Origin of the sequence: Streptomyces sp. NPDC014889 (assembly GCF_043081205.1) — a bacterium.
Taxonomy (GTDB): Bacteria; Actinomycetota; Actinomycetes; order Streptomycetales; family Streptomycetaceae; genus Streptomyces.
Genome location: NZ_JBIBWH010000011.1, coordinates 193043 through 209834 on the forward strand (window position 1 = coordinate 193043; position 16792 = coordinate 209834).

General features: G+C 70.9%; 18 protein-coding genes and 1 pseudogene. 18 read left to right on the plus strand and 1 reads right to left on the minus strand.

Annotation, left to right across the window (positions count from 1 at the left end; all coding sequences use genetic code 11):
- The first annotated feature begins 26 nt into the window (after positions 1-26).
- From lepB (ACF09J_RS23185) to ACF09J_RS23235, 11 genes are all read left to right on the plus strand, one after another.
- On the plus strand, positions 27-758 hold the full coding sequence (gene lepB, locus ACF09J_RS23185; RefSeq protein ID WP_392307335.1) for a signal peptidase I: 732 nt from the start codon (positions 27-29) through the stop codon (positions 756-758).
- Positions 751-1842, plus strand: a complete 1092-nt coding sequence (gene lepB / locus ACF09J_RS23190; protein WP_392307336.1) for a signal peptidase I — start codon at positions 751-753, stop codon at positions 1840-1842. The genes lepB (ACF09J_RS23185) and lepB (ACF09J_RS23190) overlap by 8 nt, the downstream gene beginning before the upstream one ends.
- Positions 1730-2740 (plus strand): signal peptidase I, encoded by a 1011-nt coding sequence (gene lepB, locus ACF09J_RS23195; protein ID WP_392307337.1) that lies wholly within the window; start codon positions 1730-1732, stop codon positions 2738-2740. Before lepB (ACF09J_RS23190) ends, lepB (ACF09J_RS23195) begins: the two co-directional genes overlap by 113 nt.
- A gap of 121 nt (positions 2741-2861) precedes the next feature.
- Complete coding sequence (gene lepB, locus ACF09J_RS23200; RefSeq protein WP_392307338.1) at positions 2862-3638, plus strand: signal peptidase I; 777 nt, start codon at positions 2862-2864, stop codon at positions 3636-3638.
- On the plus strand, positions 3628-4158 hold the full coding sequence (locus tag ACF09J_RS23205; RefSeq protein WP_392307339.1) for an NUDIX hydrolase: 531 nt from the start codon (positions 3628-3630) through the stop codon (positions 4156-4158). The genes lepB (ACF09J_RS23200) and ACF09J_RS23205 overlap by 11 nt, the downstream gene beginning before the upstream one ends.
- Positions 4159-4214: 56 nt before the next feature.
- Positions 4215-4523 carry a DUF2469 domain-containing protein gene (locus ACF09J_RS23210; RefSeq protein ID WP_018102380.1) on the plus strand — a complete coding sequence of 103 codons (309 nt, stop codon included), beginning with the start codon at positions 4215-4217 and terminating at the stop codon, positions 4521-4523.
- Between the two features lie 142 nt (positions 4524-4665).
- Positions 4666-5028 (plus strand): YraN family protein, encoded by a 363-nt coding sequence (locus tag ACF09J_RS23215; RefSeq protein ID WP_392307340.1) that lies wholly within the window; start codon positions 4666-4668, stop codon positions 5026-5028.
- Positions 5028-6653 (plus strand): YifB family Mg chelatase-like AAA ATPase, encoded by a 1626-nt coding sequence (locus ACF09J_RS23220; RefSeq protein WP_392307341.1) that lies wholly within the window; start codon positions 5028-5030, stop codon positions 6651-6653. Before ACF09J_RS23215 ends, ACF09J_RS23220 begins: the two co-directional genes overlap by 1 nt.
- A complete protein-coding gene (gene dprA, locus ACF09J_RS23225; RefSeq protein WP_392307342.1) occupies positions 6650-7810 on the plus strand; it encodes a DNA-processing protein DprA in 1161 nt (386 codons plus the stop codon). Before ACF09J_RS23220 ends, dprA begins: the two co-directional genes overlap by 4 nt.
- 261 nt (positions 7811-8071) lie before the next feature.
- Complete coding sequence (gene whiG, locus ACF09J_RS23230) at positions 8072-8914, plus strand: RNA polymerase sigma factor WhiG (protein ID WP_392307343.1); 843 nt, start codon at positions 8072-8074, stop codon at positions 8912-8914.
- Positions 8915-8989: 75 nt separating this feature from the next.
- Positions 8990-9547, plus strand: coding sequence for a TetR/AcrR family transcriptional regulator (locus ACF09J_RS23235; protein ID WP_392307430.1), 558 nt, complete (start codon positions 8990-8992; stop codon positions 9545-9547).
- Between the two features lie 217 nt (positions 9548-9764).
- Here ACF09J_RS23235 and ACF09J_RS23240 read toward each other — a convergent pair.
- A pseudogene (locus tag ACF09J_RS23240) lies at positions 9765-10376 on the minus strand (peptidoglycan DD-metalloendopeptidase family protein); the annotation flags it as partial.
- A gap of 270 nt (positions 10377-10646) precedes the next feature.
- On the opposite strand from ACF09J_RS23240, the gene rpsB reads away from it, so the two are divergent.
- From rpsB to ACF09J_RS23275, 7 genes are all read left to right on the plus strand, one after another.
- Entirely contained in the window at positions 10647-11579 is a 933-nt protein-coding gene (rpsB, locus tag ACF09J_RS23245; protein ID WP_392307344.1) for a 30S ribosomal protein S2, read from the plus strand.
- Positions 11580-11739: 160 nt separating this feature from the next.
- Entirely contained in the window at positions 11740-12576 is an 837-nt protein-coding gene (tsf, locus tag ACF09J_RS23250; protein ID WP_392307345.1) for a translation elongation factor Ts, read from the plus strand.
- A 207-nt stretch (positions 12577-12783) separates the two neighbouring features.
- Positions 12784-13542 (plus strand): UMP kinase, encoded by a 759-nt coding sequence (gene pyrH, locus ACF09J_RS23255; protein WP_358734677.1) that lies wholly within the window; start codon positions 12784-12786, stop codon positions 13540-13542.
- A 190-nt stretch (positions 13543-13732) separates the two neighbouring features.
- Positions 13733-14290, plus strand: coding sequence for a ribosome recycling factor (gene frr, locus ACF09J_RS23260; protein WP_145867003.1), 558 nt, complete (start codon positions 13733-13735; stop codon positions 14288-14290).
- Entirely contained in the window at positions 14290-15477 is a 1188-nt protein-coding gene (locus ACF09J_RS23265) for a phosphatidate cytidylyltransferase (protein WP_392307346.1), read from the plus strand. Before frr ends, ACF09J_RS23265 begins: the two co-directional genes overlap by 1 nt.
- Before the next feature lie 301 nt (positions 15478-15778).
- Positions 15779-16105, plus strand: a complete 327-nt coding sequence (locus tag ACF09J_RS23270; RefSeq protein WP_392307347.1) for a hypothetical protein — start codon at positions 15779-15781, stop codon at positions 16103-16105.
- Positions 16106-16381: 276 nt separating this feature from the next.
- Positions 16382-16789, plus strand: coding sequence for a hypothetical protein (locus tag ACF09J_RS23275; protein ID WP_392307348.1), 408 nt, complete (start codon positions 16382-16384; stop codon positions 16787-16789).
- The last annotated feature ends 3 nt before the right edge of the window (positions 16790-16792 follow it).

A 16792-nucleotide genomic window follows, 5' to 3' on the forward strand; every position in this document is an offset into this window, starting at 1 on the left:
GCGGGGCCGGATAACATTCGGCCCCGATGGACACCGAAGCACAGCAGACGGAGCGCGACCGCTCCTCCCGCCCTTGTGACGCGGAACCCGGGAAGACCCCGGGGACGCGGGGGCCGGAGGAACGGTCGCGTTTCGCGTTGATCTCGTGGATCACCGAGTGGCTTCCCGGCGCGAGGATCACCCTGACCGCGCTGAGCTGCCTGGTCCTCCTGCTGCTCCTCAACACGTTCGTGATCCAGCCGTTCGAGATTCCGAGCGGATCCATGGAGCCGGGATTGAGGATCGGGGACCGCGTTGCCGTAAACAAGTTGGCGTACCGTTTCGGAGCCGTGCCGCGGCGCGGCGATGTCGTCGTGTTCGACGGCACCGGGTACTTCGGGGACGGCGACTACATCAAACGCGTTGTGGGTGTAGGCGGAGACCATGTGGTCTGCTGTGACAAGGAGGGCAGAATCCAGGTGAACGGCCGGTCGGCCGACGAGTCGGCGTTCCTCTACCCCGGTGACAGCCCGTCCATCGTGCCCTTCGACGTCGTCGTGCCCGAGGGCACCCTGTTCGTCCTCGGCGACCACCGCGGCGACTCCAGTGACTCGCGCGACCATCTGGGCTCGCCGGGCGGCGGCATGATCCCGGTCGGCGAGGTGATCGGCCGGGCCGACTGGATCGTCTGGCCCTTCGGCCACCGGACCCACCTGCACCGCCCGGACGCGTACGCGCGCGTGCCCGCCGCCGGCCCAGCGGACGGCACCCATGGGTAGCCGCGGCCGACCGCGCGGCGTCTCCGCCAACGCCGCCGACAACCTGCTCCCCACCGGGGCACGGCGCGCCGCGAGTCAGGCCGGCGGCCGCACCCGCGCCGAGCGGCGCAAGCTGCAGCGCAAGGTCAAGCGGCGGCGCAGGCGCTCCGCGGTCCGGGAGATACCGCTCCTCGTCGGCGTCGCCGTGCTGATAGCCCTGGTGCTGAAGACCTTCCTCGTGCAGGCCTTCGTGATCCCGTCCGGTTCCATGGAGCAGACGATCCGGATCGGCGACCGGGTCCTGGTCGACAAGTTCACCCCGTGGTTCGGCGCCAAGCCGCAGCGCGGGGACGTCGTCGTCTTCCACGACCCGGGCGGCTGGCTGGCCGGCGAGCAGACCGCCCACAAGGACGACCCGGTGGGCGTCAAGCAGGTCAAGCAGGGCCTGACCTTCATCGGCCTGCTGCCCTCCGACGACGAGAAGGACCTCATCAAGCGGGTCGTCGGCGTAGGCGGTGACCACGTCAAGTGCTGCGACACGCAGGGCAGGATGACCGTCAACGGCGTTCCCCTGAGCGAGGGGGACTACCTCCACCCGGGCAACGCACCCTCCAACACCCAGTTCGACATCACCGTCCCCCCGGGCCGGCTGTGGGTGATGGGCGACCACCGGGACAACTCCGCCGACTCGCGGGCCCACCAGGACACCCCGTACGGTGGCACCGTCGCGGAGAAGTCCGTGGTGGGGCGTGCCATGGTCATCGGCTGGCCCGTCGGCCACTGGACCATGCTGAGGGAGCCGAAAACCTTTTCGTCGGTGCCCGACGCGGCGGCGGCATCGACCGCTGCTCCCCGGCTGTCGCATAGGGTTGCCCCAGACGATCCGAACGGATCGGTTCGACTCCCGAGCCCTGCGGAACTCCCGCTCGTTATGGGAGTGGTGGGCCTGCGCCGCGCATGGGGCAGGCGGCGGCACGGAGTGAGGAGTTGGCGTGGGGGATGTGGCGGTCGGCGCACGGTCCGGACACGACGGCGAGGAGCACCGCGGACACCCCGAGGGAGCGGCGGACCCCGCTGCGCGCAGCGCCGTGGCCTCCGGGAGTGAGAGCGAAGCAGCCGAGGACGGCACGGTGACGGAGTACAACGACGGCGGTGACCAGGGGAGCGGGGGCGCCTCCGAGCAGAAGAAGCCCCGCTCCTTCTGGAAGGAGCTGCCCATCCTGATCGGTATCGCGCTGGTACTGGCGCTGCTGATCAAGACCTTCCTCGTGCAGGCGTTCTCGATTCCCTCGGACTCGATGCAGAACACTCTTCAGCGGGGCGACCGCGTCCTGGTCGACAAGCTGACGCCGTGGTTCGGCTCCGAGCCCGAGCGCGGCGAGGTCGTCGTCTTCCACGACCCGGACGACTGGCTGGCGGGCGAGCCGGCGGCCAGCCCGAACGCGCTGCAGACGGTGCTCAGCTGGATCGGCCTGATGCCGTCCGCGGAGGAGAAGGACCTCATCAAGCGCGTCGTCGGTGTCGGCGGCGACACCGTCGAGTGCAAGAACACCGGCCCGCTGCTGGTCAACGGCAAGCCGCTGGAGGAGCAGTCGTACGTCTACGCGGGCAACACGCCGTGCAGCGTCGACGACCAGGGCGGCCAGTTCAAGGTGCACGTGCCCAAGGGCTTCATCTGGGTCATGGGCGACCACCGGCAGAACTCCCGGGACTCGCGCTACAACCAGAGCGACGCGAACCACGGCATGGTCCCGGTCAAGGACGTCGTAGGCCGTGCCATCGTCAAGGCCTGGCCGATCAACCGCTGGGGCACGCTGCCCGTTCCGGACACCTTCGACCAGCAGGGCATCAACCAGCAGTCCTCGGCGGCGGGCGCCCTGTCGGTGGCCCCCGAGGGCGTGGCCCTGACCGCGGTCGTGCCGGTGGCGGTGTGGCGGCGCAGGCGGGCCGCGAAGGCCGCGGCCGGCACGGGCACGCCGACGACGGCCACCGGAAGCCGCTGAGCCCCGCTCGCGGCGGCTTCCGCTCCTCCGTCCACCGTTGTGAAGCCCTTGTGGAGCGTGCGGCGGTGGCCGGGAAGGAGGGGCTGCCCCGTCCCGGTACCGACGGGTAAGGTGCGGGTCCATGGGTGGTGAGAGCACGACGCGTACGGCCCCGCGCAGCGGTGGCACAGACGGGAACCCGGTGGGTGGAAAGGCCGGACAGAGGCTGTCCGGACTTGCCGTGGCCGTGGGGCTGGTGCTGTTCCTCGCGGGGTTCGTGTGGGCGGCGGTGATCTACCGTCCGTACACCGTGCCCACCAGTTCGATGACGCCGACGATCGGCATCGGCGACCGGGTGCTGGCCCAGCGGGTCGACGGCGATCAGGTGCACCGCGGCGACGTGGTCGTCTTCCACGACAAGAACTGGGTGCAGAACTCCGCCGTGATCAAACGCGTGGTCGCCGTCGGCGGCGACACCGTCTCCTGCTGCGAGAAGGGCAGGCTGACCGTCAACGGCGAGCAGGTCGACGAGCCGTACCTGAAGGGCGCCGTCGCCGAGGCCGGCGGCTTCCCGACCGTGAAGGTCCCCGAGGGCCGGCTGTTCCTGCTCGGCGACGAACGCCACGGCTCCCTGGACTCCACCGCCCACCTCACGGACGCGGCCACGGGCACCGTCTCGCGCGACGCCGTGGACGCCCGGGTCGACGCCGTCGTCTGGCCCATGAAGGGTCTGCTGGAGCGCCCCAGCGGCTTCGAGGCGCTCGGTTCCCTCTCCCGGCCGGGCCCGCTGCGCACCATCACCACGATGATCGTGGCGGGCGCCGCGCTGGTCCTCGTCGGGGGAGCCTACGGCCCGATCGCGGCGCGGCTGGGCCGCTCCCGCGCCCGCACCCGGACGGAGCCGGCCGGTGCTCGCTGAGGACGCCGAGGGCGCCGAGGGCGCGGACGGCCTCCGCGGCGGACTGCGCAAGGTCGCGCGGGTGGTCCTGCTCGACCCCGAGGACCGCATCCTGCTGCTGCACGGCCACGAGCCGGACGACCCGGCCGACGACTGGTGGTTCACCCCGGGCGGCGGCCTGGAGGGCGCCGAGACGCGCGAGGAGGCCGCCCTGCGGGAACTCGCCGAGGAGACCGGCATCACCGAGGTCGAACTCGGCCCGGTGCTGTGGCGCCGGACGTGCTCGTTCCCGTTCGCGGGCCGACGCTGGAACCAGGATGAGTGGTACTACCTGGCCCGTACGGACCGGACGGCGGTCGAGGCCACGGCCCTGACGGAGCTGGAGCGGCGCAGCGTCGCCGGAGCGCGCTGGTGGACGTGTCAGGAACTGATCCGGGCACATGAGACGGTGTATCCGACCAGACTCGCCGAGCTGCTGCGCAGACTGCTCGACGAAGGTCCCCCGGCCGGGCCCGTTACCCTCGACACCGAAATCGTCTAGGGCCTCATGGGACTGGCGCACAATGGTGGGATCGCACGGCTGAAGGGGAACATGCCATGAGCGCCGAGGACCTCGAGAAGTACGAGACCGAGATGGAGCTCAAGCTCTACCGGGAGTACCGCGATGTCGTCGGTCTGTTCAAATTCGTGATCGAGACCGAGCGGCGCTTCTACCTCACCAACGACTACGAGATGCAGGTCCACTCGGTGCAGGGTGAGGTGTTCTTCGAGGTGTCGATGGCCGACGCCTGGGTGTGGGACATGTACCGGCCGGCCCGGTTCGTGAAGCAGGTACGCGTCCTTACGTTCAAGGACGTGAACATCGAGGAGCTGAACAAGAGCGATCTGGAGCTGCCGAGCGGGTGAGGGGCGGTGTCGCCCCACTCGATATCGCCCGATCGCTGTGACTCGCGTGAGTGACGGCGTTGTCCACAACCGGTGAGTAGCCCACCAAGATCCACTCCGGCGGGGCGGATGCGTGACCGTGGGCGCCGGAGGTGGTGCCGACATGAACGCACGAAGCGCGCTCGGCAGGTACGGAGAGGGCCTGGCGGCCCGGCGGCTGACCGGGGCCGGCATGACGGTCCTGGAGCGCAACTGGCGCTGCGGCAGGACCGGTGAGATCGACATCGTGGCCCGGGACGGCGACGTCCTGGTCGTCTGCGAGGTGAAGACCCGCCGGGAGGGGCTCTTCGAACATCCGATGGCCGCGGTCACGCCGGAGAAGGCGGAGCGGCTGCGCGGCCTCGCGGAACGCTGGATCCAGTCCCACGGAGGGGTGCCGCCGGGAGGCGTCCGCATCGACCTGGTCGGCGTCCTGCTGCCGCGGCGCGGCGCCCCCGTGGTCGAGCACGTACGGGGGGCCGCCTGATGGGCTTCGCGCGTACGTGCTCCGTGGCCCTCGTCGGTGTCGAGGGCGTGGTCGTCGAGGTCCAGGCCGACCTGGAACCGGGCGTCGCCGCCTTCACCCTGGTGGGCCTGCCGGACAAGAGCCTGACCGAGAGCCGGGACCGGGTGCGGGCCGCGGTGGTCAACTCCGGAGGCGAATGGCCGCAGAAGAAGCTCACCGTCGGACTCAGCCCGGCCTCGGTGCCCAAGGCCGGCAGCGGTTTCGACCTGGCCGTGGCCTGTGCGGTGCTCGGCGCCGCCGAACGGATCGACCCCCGGGTGCTCGCCGACATCGTGATGATCGGGGAGCTCGGCCTGGACGGTCGGGTGCGTCCGGTCAGGGGCATCCTGCCGGCGGTGCTGGCCGCCGCCGACTCCGGGTACGAGCAGATGGTCGTGCCCGAGTGCGCCGCCGCCGAGGCCGCGCTGGTGCCCGGCGTCTCCGTCCTCGGCGTCCGCAGCCTGCGGCAGCTGATCGCGGTGCTGACCGACGAGCCCGTGCCCGAGGAGGATCCGGACGAGCAGGGACGCCCGGACCCGCTGCTTGCGGGCCTGCGCCTGCCCGGCACGGGCGCGGCCGCCGGAATGCACAGCATGGGCGCCGCCCAGCAGGACCAGGGGCACGACCTCGCCGACGTCGTCGGCCAGATCTCGGCCCGTACGGCGGTGGAGGTCGCCGCGGCCGGGGCGCACCACCTGTTCCTCGAAGGGCCGCCGGGCGCGGGCAAGACCATGCTCGCCGAGCGGCTGCCCGCCCTGCTGCCCCGCCTCGCCCGGGGGGAGTCCCTGGAGGTGACGGCGATCCACTCGGTGGCCGGACTCCTGCCGCCGGGCAGACCGCTGATCGACCTCGCCCCCTACTGCGCCCCGCACCACTCCGCCACCATGCAGGCCCTCGTCGGGGGCGGTCCGGGCGTCGCCAGGCCGGGGGCCGTGTCGCTGGCCCATCGCGGGGTGCTCTTCCTGGACGAGACCCCCGAGTTCAGCAGCCACGCGCTCGACGCCCTGCGGCAGCCCCTGGAGGCGGGTCATGTGGTGATCGCCCGCAGTGCCGGGGTGGTGCGCTACCCGGCGAAGTTCCTGATGGTGCTCGCATCCAACCCCTGCCCCTGCGGACGGTTCTCGCTGCGGGACGCCCTGTGCGAGTGCCCGCCCTCGGCGGTCCGCCGCTACCAGGCCAGACTGTCCGGGCCGCTGCTCGACCGGGTCGACCTGCGGGTCGAGGTCGACCCGGTCACCCGCTCCGAACTCGCCCGGCGCGAGGCCGGGGGCGAGACCACGGCGGCGGTGGCCGACCGGGTGCGGGCCGCCAGGGAACGCACGGCGGCCCGGCTCGCGGGCACGCCGTGGCGGACCAACAGCGAGGTGCCCGGCCGCGAGCTGCGCAGCCGCTGGCAGGCCGCGGCCGGTGCCATGGACGAGGCCGAGCGCGGCCTGGAGCGGGGTGTCCTCACCGCGCGGGGACTCGACCGTGTCCTGCGGGTCGCCTGGACGGTCGCCGACCTCGCAGGCCACGACCGGCCCGACGCGTCGGACGTCGCCCTGGCCCTGCAACTGCGCACCGGAGTGCCCCGGGGCGTGCCCATGGCCATCGGAGCACCGGTGTGAACACCGTCCCGCCCCACGACGGCGAACTGCTCGCCCGGGTCTTCCTGAGCCGGGTCCTCGAGCCCGGGGACGAGGCAGGCGGGCGGTGGCTGCGGGAGTTCGGGGCGGTGGAGGTGGCCCGGCGGCTGCGCGACGGCGCCCCGCGGCTCGCCGGGGTGTCGGACAAGCGGTGGGCGGGGCTGTGCGCCCGGGCGGCACGGGCCGAGCCCGGACGGGACCTCGCCGCGGCGCGGGAGGCCGGGGTGCGGTTCGTGCGGCCCGGGGACACCGAGTGGCCCGCCCAGCTCGACGACCTCGGCGACGCGCGGCCCACGGGACTGTGGGTGCGCGGCAGGCCCAGCCTGCGGATATGGGCGCTGCGCTCGGTCGCGGTCGTAGGTGCCCGCGCCTGCACCCAGTACGGCGCCCACATGGCCGCGGCCCTCGCCGCCGGCCTCGCGGAGCACGGCTGGGTCGTGGTCTCCGGCGGCGCCTACGGAGTCGACGGCGCCGCCCACCGCGGGGCGCTCGCCGCGGGCGGCGCCACCGTCGCCGTCCTGGCCTGCGGCGTCGACCGGCCCTATCCGCGCGGGCACACCGAGTTGATCACCAGGATCGCGCAGCAGGGTCTGGTGGTCGGCGAGTTGCCGCCCGGTGACCACCCGACCCCGAGCCGGTTCATCGTCCGCAACCGGGTGATCGCGGCGCTCACCCGGGGCACGGTGGTGGTCGAGGCCGCCCACCGCAGCGGATCGCTGGTCACCGCGCGGGCGGCGCAGCGGCTCGGACGGCACACCATGGGGGTGCCCGGCCCGGCCACCAGCGCGCTCTCCGCCGGTGTCCACGAACTCGTGCGCGGCGGGGCGGTGCTGGTCACCGATGTCGCGGAGGTCGTCGAACTCGTCGGCGACATGGGGGAGCTCGCCCCGGACCGGCGCGGTCCCGTACTCCCGCGCGACCTGCTGGAACCGGACGCCCGGCAGGTTCTGGCCGCGTTGCCGGCGTGCGGCGGGGCGACGCCGGACGAGATCGCGCGCGGGGCCCGGACGACCGTGGACGACGCGATCGCGAGACTGTACGAACTCCGGTCCCTGGGTTATGTCGAACGACATGGCGAGGGATGGAAGTTGACACGCCAGGCGCTGATCTCGGCCCGGGAGGGCCGCGAGCGGTGCTGACCGAGCGTGTTCGGCCGTCCGGGGGAGGCCCGACACCGGTGGGGATTCCCGCAGTTGGGCGTCGTGGTGGTCACTCAGGGTGACTGAAGTGGCGCGGCGGGGCGTATCGCGGAACGAATCTGCGCACGCTTCGCGGCCCGCCCTTAGCGCACCGCGACACTTCAGTCACGCTACGCTCACGTGGTTCGGACCACAGAACGACTCAGACCGGCAGATCACTCAGACGCCCGCATTCCAGGGCAGAACGACACAAGGCGACTAATGCCCCAGCACACCTCCGGGCCCGACCGGGCGGCGATCCCCCCAGCCGCCCGTGACGGTGGCAGCGTGCGGCCGCCCGCTCCTTCGACGCTCGAGGAGCTGTGGCGGTCGTACAAGGCGACGGGGGACGACCGGCTGCGGGAGCAGCTGATCCTGCACTACTCGCCGCTCGTGAAGTACGTGGCGGGCCGGGTGAGCGTCGGCCTGCCACCCAATGTGGAGCAGGCCGACTTCGTCTCCTCCGGGGTCTTCGGGCTCATCGACGCGATCGAGAAGTTCGACATCGAGCGGGAGATCAAGTTCGAGACCTACGCGATCACGCGGATCCGCGGCGCGATGATCGACGAGCTGCGGGCACTGGACTGGATCCCCCGCTCGGTGCGGCAGAAGGCGCGGAACGTGGAGCGGGCGTACGCGACCTTGGAGGCCCGGCTGCGGCGTACCCCGACGGAGGTCGAGGTGGCCGCCGAGATGGGCATCGCGGTCGACGATCTGCACGCTGTTTTCAGCCAGTTGTCGCTGGCCAACGTGGTGGCGCTGGAGGAGCTGCTCCATGTCGGCGGCGAGGGCGGCGACCGGCTGAGCCTGATGGACACGCTGGAGGACACCGCCGCCGACAATCCGGTGGAGGTGGCCGAGGACCGGGAGCTGCGCACGTTCCTGGCCCGGGCGATCAACACGCTGCCCGAGCGGGAGAAGACCGTCGTGATGCTCTACTACTACGAGGGCCTGACACTCGCCGAGATCGGCCACGTGCTCGGTGTGACCGAGAGCCGGGTCAGCCAGATCCACACCAAATCGGTGCTCCAGCTGAGGGCCAAGCTGGCCGGCTTCGGCCGCTGACCCGGGCGGAGTCACTCCCGGTCCGGGTGGCACGTCCGTAAAGTGGTTGACGTGCCAAGGATTCGAGCGGCCTCCGTGGCCGAGCACCGGTCGATGCAGCGAGCCGCCCTGCTGGACGCGGCGCGGACCCTGCTGTCCGAGGGAGGGACGGAGGCGCTGACCTTCCCGGCCCTGGCGGAGCGGACGGGGCTCGCGCGGTCGTCGGTGTACGAGTATTTCCGATCGCGGGCGGCCGTGGTCGAGGAGCTGTGCGAGGCCGACTTCCCGGTCTGGGCCGCGGAGGTCGAGGCCGCCATGGCCTGCGCCGACGGGCCGGCGGCCAAGGTCGAGGCGTATGTCCGCAAGCAGCTTGAGCTGGTCGGGGACCGGCGGCACCGGGCCGTCGTGGCGATCTCGGCGAGCGAGCTGGACGGGGGCGCCCGGGAGAAGATCCGGGCCGCCCACGGCGGACTCGTCGCCATGATCGTGGAGGCGCTGGGCGAGCTGGGCCACGAGCAGCCGCGGCTGGCGGCGATGCTGCTCCAGGGCGTCGTGGACGCGGCGGTGCGGCGCATCGAGCTGGGCGCCGCGGAGGATCCGGCCGCCATCGCCGAGGCCGCGGTCGGAATGGCCCTGCGCGGCGTCTGCGGCTGACCCTGACGACGGCGGCGTGCCGCGCCTTGTGCGCGGGACACGCTCGCCCACGGCGAGGTGTGTTCGCCCCGCCCGCCGCGGCCGGGGCGGTGGCGCCCCCCAGTACCGGCAGAAGTCTCGTCGGCCCGTTCAGGAGCCAGGGAGGGAGCAGGAGGAGGGGGTTCAGATAGGTCCTGCCGCGCAGTAGGCCCCAGTGGACGCACGAAGCCTCGCAGTGCCGGCCCGTGGCCTCCACCGTGCCGACGACGGCGCCCACCGCCACCTCGTCGCCCTGTTTCACCGACGCCGTCACCGGCTCGTACGTCGTCCGAAGCGGTGGTTCGCCGGTGCCCGTCAGCTCGATCGACACCACGCCCCTGCCGGCCACCGGGCCCGCGAAGAACACCCGCCCCGCCGCCACCGCCCGGACCGGCGCGCCCGGCGGCGCGGCCAGGTCCACGCCCCGGTGCCCGGGTCCGTAGACCGTCGCCGGGGGATCCCAGCCGCGCAGCACCCCGGGGCGCACCCCGACCGGCCACACCCGGCCCACGGCCGGTACCGGGGCCTCACCTTCCCCGGATTCGGCCCCGGAGCCGGACCCCGGACCGGAGCCGGGAGCGGACCCCGGACCGGAGCCGGGACCGGACCCGGGATCGGCCGGCGCGGCAGGACCGTCACCCGTCCAGGCCGTCCACACCACCGAACCCGCCGGTGCCGTCGAGGCCGCGAGCGCCACCAGCGCCACCGAGGTCACCAGCACCACCGAGGCCGCCATCACCGCCGTCCACCTGGGCAGACGTCCCCGCCGGGCGCCGTCGGCCGGCCATCGCGTCGCACGCATCAGAACCATGTGCCCACCGTCCCGCACCCCGCCGCCGGCGGCCGGAGGCTGTGGACGACTCACCCGTTGTGGACAGCGGCGTCACCCGGCGCCCCGCGGGTCCCGTACACTTCTGGTGGCGACCCGGGTCACCGGGTCGACTTCGCACGCCCCGACACCCGGACCGGAGACGGCCGGTGTCAGCGCCCCTCGGTCCCTCGTGGCACGGCGCACCAGGGCGTCAGGCGCGGAAGCCATCCGGCATCCGCGGCACAACCGAGAAACTCAAGGAGTACGGCCATGGCCGTCGTCACGATGCGGGAGCTGCTGGAGAGCGGCGTCCACTTCGGTCACCAGACCCGCCGTTGGAACCCGAAGATGAAGCGCTTCATCTTCACCGAGCGCAACGGCATCTACATCATCGACCTGCTCCAGTCGCTGTCGTACATCGACCGCGCCTACGAGTTCGTCAAGGAGACCGTCGCCCACGGCGGCACGGTCATGTTCGTCGGCACGAAGAAGCAGGCGCAGGAGGCCATCGCCGAGCAGGCCACCCGCGTCGGCATGCCCTTCGTCAACCAGCGCTGGCTGGGCGGCATGCTCACCAACTTCTCGACCGTCTACAAGCGCCTGCAGCGCCTGAAGGAGCTCGAGCAGATCGACTTCGAGGACGTCGCGGCCTCCGGTCTGACCAAGAAGGAGCTCCTGGTCCTCTCCCGCGAGAAGGCCAAGCTGGAGAAGACCCTCGGTGGTATCCGCGAGATGCAGAAGGTGCCCAGCGCCGTCTGGATCGTGGACACCAAGAAGGAGCACATCGCGGTCGGCGAGGCCCGCAAGCTCAACATCCCGGTCGTCGCCATCCTCGACACCAACTGCGACCCCGACGAGGTCGACTACAAGATCCCGGGCAACGACGACGCGATCCGCTCCGTCACTCTGCTCACCCGTGTGATCGCCGACGCGGTCGCCGAGGGCCTCATCGCCCGCTCCGGTGTCGCCACCGAGGGCAAGGGCGAGAAGGCCGCGGGCGAGCCGCTCGCCGAGTGGGAGCGCGACCTGCTCGAGGGCGAGAAGAAGGCCGAGGAGGCCCCGGCTGCGGAGGCTCCCGCTGCGGAGGCCCCGGCTGCGGAGGCCCCGGCTGCGGAGGCTCCCGCCGAGGAGGCCCCGGAGGCTCCCGCCGCGGAGGCTCCTGCCGCTGCCGAGGCGCCGGCCGCCGAGGGCGAGCAGGCCTGACACTCGTCAGCGCCAGCGTTGACGGCGGGAGCGGCGACATGAAGTCCGCTCCCGCCGTTCACCCGTAGGTCAGCACCGAGTCGGGCATCTGCATCTACATGTAGATGCAGACCCGTGCAGATCTTCGATCCTCCAGACTTCGAGAAAGATTCACAGACTCATGGCGAACTACACCGCCGCCGACGTCAAGAAGCTCCGCGAGCTCACCGGCGCCGGCATGATGGACTGCAAGAAGGCGCTGGACGAGGCCGAGGGCAACGTCGAGAAGGCCGTCGAGGCGCTCCGTATCAAGGGCCAGAAGGGCGTCGCCAAGCGCGAGGGCCGCTCCGCCGAGAACGGCGCCGTGGTCTCGATCATCGCCGACGACAACTCCTCCGGTGTCCTCGTCGAGCTGAAGTGCGAGACGGACTTCGTCGCCAAGGGCGAGAAGTTCCAGGCCGCCGCGCGCGCGATCGCCGAGCACGTCGCCAAGTCCTCCCCGGCCGACCTCGAGGCCCTGCTCGCCTCCGAGATCGAGGCCGGCAAGACCGTGCAGGCGTTCGTGGACGAGGCCAACGCCAACCTCGGCGAGAAGATCGTCCTGGACCGCTTCGCGCAGTTCTCGGACGGCTTCGTGACCGCGTACATGCACCGCACGATGCCCGACCTGCCCCCGCAGATCGGCGTTCTCGTCGAGCTTGACAAGCCGAACGCCGACGTTGCCAAGGGCGTCGCGCAGCACATCGCCGCCTTCGCGCCGAAGTACCTCGCCAAGGAGGACGTGCCGGCCGACGTCGTCGAGTCCGAGCGCCGTATCGCCGAGGAGACCACCCGCGCCGAGGGCAAGCCCGAGGCCGCGATCGCCAAGATCGTCGAGGGTCGTCTGAACGGCTTCTTCAAGGACGCGACGCTGCTCGGCCAGCCCTACGCCCTGGACAACAAGAAGTCGGTCCAGAAGGTCCTGGACGAGGCCGGTGTCACCCTGAAGCGCTTCACGCGCATCAAGGTCGGCATCTGAGTCCACGGTCCGTACCGCGACGGACCCCCGACCCCGATAGGGTCGACAGCAGTCGTCCACATCGCTCGCGTGTGCAGCCACACACGCGCGCGTGACGGACGGCAGCAGATCTGACGAGGAGGCCATTGCCGCTGCATGGGATGCGAAACACGCCCCACCGGCAATGGCCTTCTTCGCATGTGCACCACGTAACAGAGGCGGGATCTCATGACCACCAAGGCCCAGAAGAGCGACGACGGCAAAGTACCCGGCCGGTTTCTGCTGAAGCTGTCCGGAGAGGCCTTCTCCGGCGGCGGGGGCCTGGGCGTCGACCCGGACGTGGTGCACGCCATCGCCCGTGAGATCGCGGCCGTCGTACGCGACGGCGCACAGATCGCGGTCGTGATCGGCGGCGGCAACTTCTTCCGCGGTGCCGAACTCCAGCAGCGCGGCATGGACCGCGCCCGCTCGGACTACATGGGCATGCTCGGCACCGTGATGAACTGCCTCGCCCTGCAGGACTTCCTGGAGAAGGAAGGCATCGACAGCCGGGTCCAGACCGCCATCACCATGGGCCAGGTCGCCGAGCCGTACATCCCGCTGCGCGCCGTGCGCCACCTGGAGAAGGGCCGCGTGGTCATCTTCGGCGCCGGTATGGGCATGCCGTACTTCTCCACCGACACCACCGCCGCCCAGCGCGCCCTCGAGATCGACGCCGAGGCGCTGCTCATGGGCAAGAACGGCGTGGACGGGGTTTACGACTCCGACCCGAAGGCCAACCCGGACGCCGTGAAGTTCGACTCCCTCGGCTACGGCGAGGTCATCACGCGGGACCTGAAGGTCGCAGACGCCACGGCGATCACGCTGTGCCGGGACAACAAGCTCGCGATCGTCGTCTTCGAGCTCCTGAAGGAGGGCAATATCGCCCGCGCCGTCAAGGGTGAGAAGATCGGCACGCTTGTGGGTGACCAAGGCAGCCGGGACTGACCGGCGGACCCCGTACCGGGGGTCGCCGGAAAGAGACCTGTCCGGGCGACGGACGGGACGGACTCCGGCCGGAGGATGGACAATGTCCTGCCGGTCGGGAACCGTGCAGGAAGAAGACGCGACGAAGCCGGCCGCCGGTCCCGACAGGGAAACCGCAGCCGGGCCTACTCAAGACACGCAGGAGCAAGTGGTGATCGAAGAGACCCTCCTCGAGGCCGAGGAGAAGATGGAGAAGGCCGTCGTGGTCGCCAAGGAGGACTTCGCCGCGATCCGCACCGGCCGTGCGCACCCGGCGATGTTCAACAAGATCGTGGCCGACTACTACGGCGCGCCGACGCCGATCAACCAGCTGGCCTCGTTCTCCGTGCCGGAGCCGCGCATGGCCGTGGTGACCCCGTTCGACAAGAGCGCGCTGCGCAACATCGAGCAGGCGATCCGCGACTCCGACCTGGGCGTCAACCCGAGCAACGACGGCAACATCATCCGCGTGGTGTTCCCCGAGCTCACCGAGGAGCGCCGCCGCGACTACATCAAGGTCGCCAAGGGCAAGGGCGAGGACGCCAAGGTGTCCATCCGCTCCGTGCGCCGCAAGGCCAAGGACGCCATCGACAAGCTGATCAAGGACGGCGAGGTCGGCGAGGACGAGGGCCGTCGTGCGGAGAAGGAGCTCGACGACACCACCGCGAAGTACGTGGCGCAGGTGGACGAGCTGCTGAAGCACAAGGAAGCGGAGCTGCTCGAAGTCTGATGGACGACACTTCCTGGGGAGCGCCGCGGCAGGCCGGGTACCGGGGGCCCGCGGACGGGCCACCCGCCCATCAGGGGGGACCCGTCCCGGGGGCCGCTCCGGCGGGTCCCGCGTACGATGCGCATGACGCCCAGCGGACCCGCCCCATGCCCGTCGTGCCCGACGCGCCCGCTCACGGCGGAAACCAGGATGACGACCGGGGTGCCGCCCAGCCGGGCGGCGCCTCGTTCCGCGACACGCCGCGGCAGCCGCACCACGCGCCGCAGCCGTGGCCCCACGACACGCCGCAGACACCGTCCTTCCACGGGACGGCGTCGCAGAATCCGGAGCCCATGCCCGACGCCCCGCAGCCGGCGCCCGCGCCGCAGAAGAAGAGCGCGGGCCGCGACCTGGGCGCCGCCATAGGCGTCGGCCTCGGTCTCGGCGCGGTGATCGTGGTGTCGCTGTTCGTCGTCAAGGCCGTGTTCGTGGGTGTCATCGCGATCGCGGTCGTGGTCGGCCTATGGGAACTCACCAGCCGGCTCGACGAGCGCAAGGGCATCAAGGCGCCGCTCGTGCCGCTGGCGGTCGGCGGCGCGGCCATGGTGATCGCCGGGTACGTCCGGGGCGCCGAGGGCGCCTGGGTGGCGATGGCGCTGACGGCGCTCGCGGTTCTGGTCTGGCGGATGACGGAACCGCCGGAGGGCTATCTCAAGGACGTCACGGCCGGTGTCTTCGCGGCGTTCTACGTGCCGTTCCTGGCCACGTTCGTCGCGATGATGCTGACCGCGGACGACGGTCCGCGCCGTGTGCTGACCTTCCTCGTGCTCACGGTCGTGAGCGACACGGGCGCGTACGCCGTCGGCTGGCGCTTCGGCCGGCACAAACTCGCTCCGCGCATCAGCCCGGGCAAGACCCGCGAGGGCCTGTTGGGCGCGGTGGCCTTCGCGATGGTGGCCGGCGCGCTGTGCATGCAGTTCCTGATCGACGACGGCGTCTGGTGGCAGGGCCTGCTGCTCGGCCTCGCGGTCGCGGCCACCGCCACCCTCGGCGACCTCGGCGAGTCCATGATCAAGCGGGATCTGGGCATCAAGGACATGGGCACGCTGCTCCCCGGCCACGGGGGCATCATGGACCGCCTCGACTCCCTGCTGCCCACCGCACCGGTGGCCTGGCTCCTGCTGGTCCTCTTCGTCGGCTCCGCGTGAGCCCACGTCCACCGAGCCCCCACCCCGCACGGGTGGGGGCTCGATGCCGTTCCGGTGCAATCCTGCCTTTGCGGCGGAGCTTTGCGTCGCCGCCAAAGGCAATCGTGATCAGGCCCGAGAAAGTGTATTGAGGCCGCACGAGTGATCTTCGCCTATGACACGGGTCGAATCGTAATAATTCAATCGCCGAGAACTGAAGCTGGCGTCGTCCGTAGCCGAAGGCGACGTGACACACACGCGAAAGAAGCGCACCAAGTGCGCCCGCTTGCGGCCTTGTCCCGCAAAGTGAGGAAGGTTCTCTGTGAGCCGCACAACGATCCGTAGTTCACGCATCTGGTCCGCCACGCTCGTGACGGCGGGCGCGCTTGCCGTAGCACTCAACGTGGCCCCGAGCGCGACGGCCGTCGCCGACACGATGCACAGGGCCGGCAGCGCGAACGTCGCCCTGAGCTCCGGTGACCGCGACGAGGACATGAACAAGCAGGGCACGCAGCCCACACAGCCCACGCAGCCCAGCACCACGATGCTGTCCGCGTGCTCGGCGATCGCCTCGTCCGGCCTGACCGGCCTGCTCGGGACGATCAACAGCGTGCAGTGCGTCCCGTCCGCGATCACCACCACGGGCTGAGACCGGCTCACCGGAGCCAGCGCCGGGAGGCAGGCCCAGTCCAGCCTCCCGGCATCTTCCGGATCAATCCCCGGGCGTATTCGGCAATGTGCGTATTCATGCGGTTGTGTATTTCCCGGTGAATCCTTTTCAGGCCTTAGGTGTGAACCCCGATCGGTCCGTTCGTCGCGCCCTGTACCGGTTGTCACGCTCGCTATCCCCATCCTTGGGTGATCCCGCAGGGCGCGCCGATGCCTTTCGGCTGGGCTCGTGAGACGCGACCACCGTAGGAATCTCATGGAGCAATCGCCGGCCACGCTGAACCGTCAGGCCAACACCGGCCTCGGAGCCGTTCCGGCGGTTGCCTGCATTGCGTACGCGACGCAAGCCGATACCGCCGTTGCACGGCTTGCGGCTGGTCTGGCCGTGATCGGGTTCGCTGTTTTGGCGGTGCGGGGATATCGACTCAGCGTGACATACGATCAATCGCGGCTGGTGATCCATGGCTACCTACGCACACGCGTAATCGACCGAGAGGGCATCCTGGAGATCACGGACTTCCCCGCGGTGAGGTGGACGGCTCGCGACGGACGTAAGCGATGGACCCCCCTCACGGCGTTCATGACGAGCCCGGGCGAAATCTCGGCAACCCGTCTTTACAAGGACCGTGTCATCAGGAAGCTGCGACAGTGGGCCCGGCATTAGCCA

What these genes read in the sequence shown, in the direction of transcription:
- whiG (WP_392307343.1), top strand. Translation starts at nt 8,072, where the DNA reads ATGCCCCAGCACACCTCCGGGCCCGACCGGGCGGCGATCCCCCCAGCC.
- ACF09J_RS23265 (WP_392307346.1), top strand. Translation starts at nt 14,290, where the DNA reads ATGGACGACACTTCCTGGGGAGCGCCGCGGCAGGCCGGGTACCGGGGG.
- ACF09J_RS23215 (WP_392307340.1), top strand. Translation starts at nt 4,666, where the DNA reads ATGAACGCACGAAGCGCGCTCGGCAGGTACGGAGAGGGCCTGGCGGCC.
- rpsB (WP_392307344.1), top strand. Translation starts at nt 10,647, where the DNA reads ATGGCCGTCGTCACGATGCGGGAGCTGCTGGAGAGCGGCGTCCACTTC.
- ACF09J_RS23210 (WP_018102380.1), top strand. Translation starts at nt 4,215, where the DNA reads ATGAGCGCCGAGGACCTCGAGAAGTACGAGACCGAGATGGAGCTCAAG.
- pyrH (WP_358734677.1), top strand. Translation starts at nt 12,784, where the DNA reads ATGACCACCAAGGCCCAGAAGAGCGACGACGGCAAAGTACCCGGCCGG.
- ACF09J_RS23275 (WP_392307348.1), top strand. Translation starts at nt 16,382, where the DNA reads ATGGAGCAATCGCCGGCCACGCTGAACCGTCAGGCCAACACCGGCCTC.
- ACF09J_RS23220 (WP_392307341.1), top strand. Translation starts at nt 5,028, where the DNA reads ATGGGCTTCGCGCGTACGTGCTCCGTGGCCCTCGTCGGTGTCGAGGGC.
- lepB (WP_392307338.1), top strand. Translation starts at nt 2,862, where the DNA reads ATGGGTGGTGAGAGCACGACGCGTACGGCCCCGCGCAGCGGTGGCACA.
- lepB (WP_392307335.1), top strand. Translation starts at nt 27, where the DNA reads ATGGACACCGAAGCACAGCAGACGGAGCGCGACCGCTCCTCCCGCCCT.
- tsf (WP_392307345.1), top strand. Translation starts at nt 11,740, where the DNA reads ATGGCGAACTACACCGCCGCCGACGTCAAGAAGCTCCGCGAGCTCACC.
- lepB (WP_392307336.1), top strand. Translation starts at nt 751, where the DNA reads ATGGGTAGCCGCGGCCGACCGCGCGGCGTCTCCGCCAACGCCGCCGAC.